Origin of the sequence: Streptomyces aureus (assembly GCF_001418135.1) — a bacterium.
GTDB classification, from domain to species: Bacteria; Actinomycetota; Actinomycetes; order Streptomycetales; family Streptomycetaceae; genus Streptomyces; species Streptomyces aureus_A.
Map to the genome: position 1 here is coordinate 21,995 of NZ_LIPQ01000175.1, position 6,133 is coordinate 28,127.

5 protein-coding genes are annotated in these 6,133 nt (G+C 70.3%); all 5 read right to left on the reverse strand.

What is annotated here, in order from left to right; genetic code table 11:
* Positions 1-41 precede the first annotated feature (41 nt).
* Positions 42-1,007: a thioredoxin-disulfide reductase gene (gene trxB, locus AOK00_RS16485; RefSeq protein WP_055601068.1), complete on the reverse strand. Its 966-nt coding sequence runs from the start codon at positions 1,005-1,007 to the stop codon at positions 42-44.
* A 139-nt stretch (positions 1,008-1,146) separates the two neighbouring features.
* A complete protein-coding gene (locus tag AOK00_RS16490; RefSeq protein WP_055601069.1) occupies positions 1,147-2,109 on the reverse strand; it encodes a zf-HC2 domain-containing protein in 963 nt (320 codons plus the stop codon).
* Positions 2,106-2,810 (reverse strand): RNA polymerase sigma factor SigM, encoded by a 705-nt coding sequence (gene sigM, locus AOK00_RS16495; RefSeq protein WP_437441418.1) that lies wholly within the window; start codon positions 2,808-2,810, stop codon positions 2,106-2,108. The genes AOK00_RS16490 and sigM overlap by 4 nt, the downstream gene beginning before the upstream one ends.
* Before the next feature lie 25 nt (positions 2,811-2,835).
* Positions 2,836-4,521 carry a protein kinase family protein gene (locus AOK00_RS16500; RefSeq protein WP_055601070.1) on the reverse strand — a complete coding sequence of 562 codons (1,686 nt, stop codon included), beginning with the start codon at positions 4,519-4,521 and terminating at the stop codon, positions 2,836-2,838.
* A gap of 118 nt (positions 4,522-4,639) precedes the next feature.
* Positions 4,640-6,133 (reverse strand): murein biosynthesis integral membrane protein MurJ (murJ, locus tag AOK00_RS16505; protein ID WP_055601071.1); only part of this gene is annotated, 1,494 nt, incomplete at its 5' end.

The window sequence follows — 6,133 nt, forward strand, 5'->3', positions numbered from 1 at the left end:
CCTCCTTGATCTCGCGGGGTGTGGGGTGAGGAGAGACGGGGTCAGACCGCGGGGGTCTCGGCCAGCTTCTCGCTGTCGGCGAGGGCGGCCAGGAAGCGCTCGGCGTCCAGCGCGGCGGAGCAGCCGGTGCCGGCGGCCGTGATGGCCTGACGGTAGGTGTGGTCGACGACGTCGCCGGCGGCGAAGACACCCGTGAGGTTGGTGCGCGTCGACGGGGCGGCGACCTTGAGGTAGCCCTCCTCGTCGAGGTCCAGCTGGCCCTTGAAGAGCTCGGTCCGCGGGTCGTGGCCCACGGCGATGAAGAGGCCGGTGACCGGCAGCTGGCGGGTCTCGCCGGTCTTCGTGTCGCGCAGGGTCAGACCGCTGAGCTTCTGCTCACCGTGGATCTCAGTGACCTCGCTGTCCCAGGCGAAGGAGATCTTCGGGTCGGCGAACGCGCGCTCCTGCATGGCCTTCGAGGCACGCAGGCTGTCCCGGCGGTGGACGATGGTGACCGTCTTGGCGAAGCGCGAGAGGAAGGTGGCCTCCTCGATCGCGGTGTCGCCGCCGCCGACGACGGCGATGTCCTGGTCCTTGAAGAAGAACCCGTCGCAGGTGGCGCACCAGGAGACACCGCGGCCGGAGAGAGTGTCCTCGTTCGGGAGGCCGAGCTTGCGGTGCTGCGAGCCGGTGGTGACGATGACGGCCTTGGCGCGGTGCACGGTGCCGGCGGTGTCGGTGACGGTCTTGATCTCCCCGGACAGGTCCACGGAGATGATGTCGTCGGGGACGAGCTCGGCGCCGAAGCGCTCGGCCTGGGCCCGCATGTTGTCCATCAGGTCCGGGCCCATGATGCCGTCGCGGAAGCCGGGGAAGTTCTCGACCTCGGTCGTGTTCATGAGCGCGCCACCGGCGGTGACGGCACCTTCGAAGACCAGGGGGTTCAGCGACGCTCGGGCGGTGTAGAGCGCAGCGGTGTAACCCGCGGGCCCGGAGCCGATAATGATCACGTTACGGACGTCGCTCACGGGTTTCTTCCTCGTCTCTGCAGACTGGCACTGCCTACGGGGGCGGTTGTCTCGGTCACTCTCACCCCACCCAACGGATCCTAAGGGGCGTACATTCCCGAAACCGCCGCGCGGCACCGTCGTGGGACGGGAAGAGAGGTCAGGAGCGCGGGTACGTCTCGCTGAACAGCAGATCTGCGTCCGCGCTTCCGCTCTCGGTGGGCCTCTCCGCACAGGAGGCGTCGATCACATAGGCCTGGACCCGCTTGCTGTCCGCGGGGTCGGTGAGGACCAGCAGATACGCGGGCTTCCCCTGGTATTCGCCTCGCTCGTGCTCCAGGACCGCGTCGGGGCGGCCGGTGCCGGCCAGGACACAGCCGGGGACGACGCTGTCCCTGTTGCGCTGGGGGGCCTTGGTCTCGGCCTCGGCGGACATGGATTCCGGCCCGATTCCACGGGGTGTCCCGGTGGAGTCGTCCTCGTTCAGGAGCGCGTGGACCCGGTCCTCGACCGGGGACCCGGAGAAGGGGCTCAGGGCGGCCCCGGCGACGGTGTCGGCCTTCTTGGTGTCGCCCGCCTCACCCCCGGCGGTGACGTTGCCGGCCTGGCTGAGGTAGAGGCTCGTGCCGAGGACCACGGCACCGAAGGCGGCGCCGAGGGTCGAGAGAAGGGCGATGCGACGGCGGCGGGGCTTCCCGGCCCGCCCGGGGCCGGTGGCGGCACCGGAGCGACCCGCGGGGCGGTCCGTGGTGCGGCCGGCGGGGCGGTCCGTGCCAGAGGCAGGAGAGTCCGCGGGAGTCGGCGCGGCGGTGGCGGGCGATGTTTCACGTGAAACGGGGGTGTCGCTCTCCGGCGTGGTGGCGTTCAGGAGGGCTTCGGCGGCGAGGGCGGCATCGATCCGTCCGGCGATCTCCGCGGGCATGCGGGGCGGCCCGGGAAGGGTGCCGAGCAGTCCGCGGATCTCCTCCAGGGAGGTGCGTACATCCGCGCAGAGGGGGCAACCGTCGAGGTGTCGGCGGACGGCGGCCGAGCGGGTCGGTGGAAGGAGCCCCTCGGTCAGGTCGGAGATTTCCGAGACGTCCGGGTGCTGTGTGGTGTTGGCCCTGCCGGCCGTGGAAGTCACGTGCGCCCACCTCCGCCCTTCACAGCAGCTGGATCAGTCGGTCCGGTGTCCGTCGGCCCCGGCACCGGTGGGACGGATGTCCCCGGCGTCCGGTTCCTTCCCCCATCGGGGGCTTCGTTACCCACGGTGTCGACGCGCAGATGAGTGACCATCGGAAGCAGTCGTGCCCGCCCGCGCGCGCAGCGGCTCTTCACCGTGCCAGTGGGAACGCCGAGGATACGGGCCGCCTCCGCGACCGGGTATCCCTGCATGTCGACCAGGACGAGGGCGGCGCGCTGATCGGAGGGGATCGAAGCCAGTGCGGCGAGGACCTCACGGTGGATGTCCTGCCGCTCCACGGGAGCCTCGGCGGACTCGTGGGGCTCGAGGAGCTGCTCGAAGCGGTCGTTGTCGTCGACGGGCGAGGTTCTGCGTGACGCCGTCTTGCGGAGACGGTCGAGGCAAGCGTTCACCGTGATGCGGTGGAGCCACGTCGTGACGGCCGACTGGCCGCGGAACGTGTGGGCGGCCCGGAAGGCCGACAGAAGGGCGTCCTGGACGGCGTCAGCGGCCTCCTCGCGGTCCCCCAGGGTTCGCAGGGCCACCGCCCAGAGCCGGTCGCGGTGGCGCCGTACGAGCTCACCGAAGGCGTCGGGATCCCCGGCGACATGACGAGCCAGGAGTTCCTGGTCGTCCGTGGCGTCGTCTATCGGTCGGTCCAACGGTGAGCCCCCTCCCCTCCGGTCGTCAGCCCATGATCTTGACTTCGCTCAGCTTGCCTCGGTAGCCCCCGTCGTTGGAGGGCAGTTGCGTCAGCCACACGAGAACGTAGCGGGTCGTGACGGGCTTGGTGAGCTTCAGCGCCACCTGGCTTCCGTCGCCGGACGCCTGGGTCGTGTACGCGTCGGGCAGGGACGGCTCCGACGTCGCGTCGGACGGCGCCGTGCGCAGTTCCACCGAGGTGTGGCCCACGAACGACAGGTCGACCTCGCTGATCTTCTGCGCCTTGCCCAGGTCGAGCACGAGGCCCACGCCGGTCTTCAGATTGGCGAAGTCGGAGCCGTAGTAGTTCTCGGTGTACCAGGACGTGCTGGGATCGCCGTCGTAGGCGAGGTCTATGGCCTGGGGCTTCTCGGAGCCGTTCCCCAGCGGGTCGAAGTCGCGGGCCGACTTGATGGTGACCGGCTTGAGCGGCGCGGGCTTCTCGTCGACCGTCGGCGACGGGACCGGAGCTTCCTTCTGCTCGGAGTCCGGCGCGAGGAGCCGGTCCGCGATCTGCCAGCTGCCGAGGCCGAGGGCTGCGATCAGGAGGGCCGCGACGGCCCACTTCAGCGCCCTGCCGGTACGGCTCTGCAGCGGGGGCGGCGGGACGACCACCGGCTGGGTGGTCGCGGGATGGGCCTGGGGACGCCCGTACGTGCCCTGCTGGTACGTCGTGCGCTGGTACTCGGGCGGAGCGGTGAACTCGGGCTCCGGGGGCTTCACGCGGGGCATGGCGGCCACGGCCTTGGCCAGCTCGTCCGGAGTGGTGCAGGGCGGCTCCTGGCGCGAGGCGGTGGCCCCGTCGTTGGCCAGGGCGCGCATGGCGATCTCGGAGAGTCCCCGGTGGACACCGGCGCGGACCTGGTCCGGCGGGAGCAGGCCGACGCCCTTGGGCAGGCCGGAGAGCCCGTAGGCATCGCTGTCGTACGGCCAGCGCTGGGTGAGCGCGGCGTACAGGAGCGCGCCGATGGCCTCGGTGTCGCTGCGCTGCGGACGTTCGGCGGTGATGCCGCGCAGGGCGGCGTTCACGGCCAGGCCGCGGATCCGGTACTGACCGGTGGAGCTGCGCAGCACGGCGCTCGGCGTGAGCCGGAGGTGGGCGAGGCCTTCGCGGTGGGCGGCTGCCATGGCCTGGGAGACCTGGCTGACGAGCTGGTAGGCGTCGTGGGGCTCCAGCGGGCCGGCCGCGAGCAGCGTGGTCAGTTCGGTGGAGTCGGGCAGCCACTCGTGCACCACGTACACGAGGTCGTTCTCCTCGACGGCGTCGAGGACCTGAACGAACCGGGGGTCGCCGAGGAGGGCCGAGGAGCGGGCCGCGGCCAGGACCGAACGGGCTCTGGGATGGTCGGCGGGCAGCAGGTGGACCCCGACGGCACGCCGCAGCTTCTCGTCGACGGCACGCCAGCTGCTGAAGCCGTCCAGACGGGTGACGCACTCCTCCAGCCGGTACCGCCGGGCCAGTTTGTGGCCGCTGTGCAGCTCCGGAGCCGTGATGGAGGGCTGTTCGCCGCTCTGTCGTTCGACCGCCTTCTTCTCCGTGGCCTCGGCGGGCTGTTCCGCCGTCTTCTTCTTGTCCGCCACCCCGTCGGTCGCGGCCTCCGCCTTGGCGGTCAGCGGGTCGTCACCGCTGTTGTCGGCCACGTCGACGGCAGCCGTGCTACGTTCCGCCACCGTCGTTCCTGCCTCCCCATCCGTTGCGCCACATCCAACAGCCAAGCCAATTGTGCCCACAGTCGGACGCTATGCACGACACGCGGTTCCCCCCGATGGTTGTGCGGGAGCTGTCGGCTCAGCGTCCCAGACGTCCGCGCACCATTCCGACCAGGGTGTTCAGCTCCGCGATCCGCATCCGCTTGGCCGCGACGAAGAAGACACCGAGGAGCACCGCTCCGCCGACGATCAGGGCGACGAGCGAGCCCAACGCCCCCTCGCCGAGGAGCTTCAGCAGGCCGAAGCCGACGGCGCCGGAGACGATGGCGGCGGGCACGGAAGCCATGCACAGGCGGGCGTAGGTCCGCATCACATGGGTGCCGTCCAGGTCGCCGCCCAGCCGCTTGCGGAGGCGGCGCCAGGCGATGCCGACGCCGACGGCGTAGGCAAGACCGTACGAGGCGGCCATGCCGACGACGGCCCACTGGGCGGGCAGGACGACGTAACAGATCGCGGAGGCGGCCGCGTTGACGGCGGCGACGATGACCGTGTTGTAGAAGGGCGTCCGGGTGTCCTCGTAGGCGTAGAAGCCCCGGAGCACGACGTACTGGACGGAGTAGGGGATCAGACCGAGGCCGAAGGCCATCAGGATGAAGCCCATGCCCTGGGCCGCCTCGACGCCGCTGGAGGCGTAGAGCAGGGTGCACATCGGGACGCCGAGCGCCAGGAAGGCGAAGGAGACCGGGACGATCGCGACGGCCGAGTTGCGCAGCCCCTGGGAGATGTCGTCGCGGACGGCGCCCGGGTCGTCGTCGTGGGCGGCGCGGGAGATACGCGGCAGCAGCGCGGCCATGACGGAGACCGTGATGATGGCCTGCGGCATGCCCCAGATCAGCTGGGCGTTGGAGTAGGCGAGGAAGCCGGCGCCGTTCTTCCCGGACTCCTCACCGGCCGCCGTGGCGAGCTGGGTGACGACCAGCACGCCCGCCTGGTTGGCGAGGACGAAGAGCACGGTCCACTTGGCGAGCTTGACCGTCTTGCCGAGCCCGTGTCCCTTCCAGTCGAAGCGGGGCCGGAAGCGGAAGCCGGTCTCCCGGAGGTACGGGATCATCGCCAGGGCCTGGACGACGAGTCCGAGCAGGGTGCCGATGCCGAGCAGGCGGATGCCGTCCTCGGGGATGGTCTGCACACCCATGTGGGACTCGGCGGAGGTGCCGTAGACCCAGATGAACAGGCCGAAGGTGACGATCATGACGATGTTGTTGAGGACCGGGGTCCACATCATCGCGCCGAACTTGCCCCGGGCGTTGAGGATCTGACCCATCACCACGTGCACGCCCATGAAGAAGATCGTGGGCAGGCAGTAGCGGGCGAAGGTCACGGCCACGCTGTTGGCCGCGGCATCGTCGGCGATGGTGTTCGACATCAGCCGGATGAGCAGGGGTGCCGCGAAGACGGCCAGGACCACGATCGCGCCGAGCGCCACCATCACGAGGGTGAGCAGGCGGTTGGCGTAGGCCTCGCCGCCGTCCTCGTCGTTCTTCATCGAGCGGACGAGCTGCGGGACGAAGACCGAGTTGAGGCCGCCGCCGACGGTGAGGATGTAGATCATCGTCGGCAGGGTGTAGGCGAT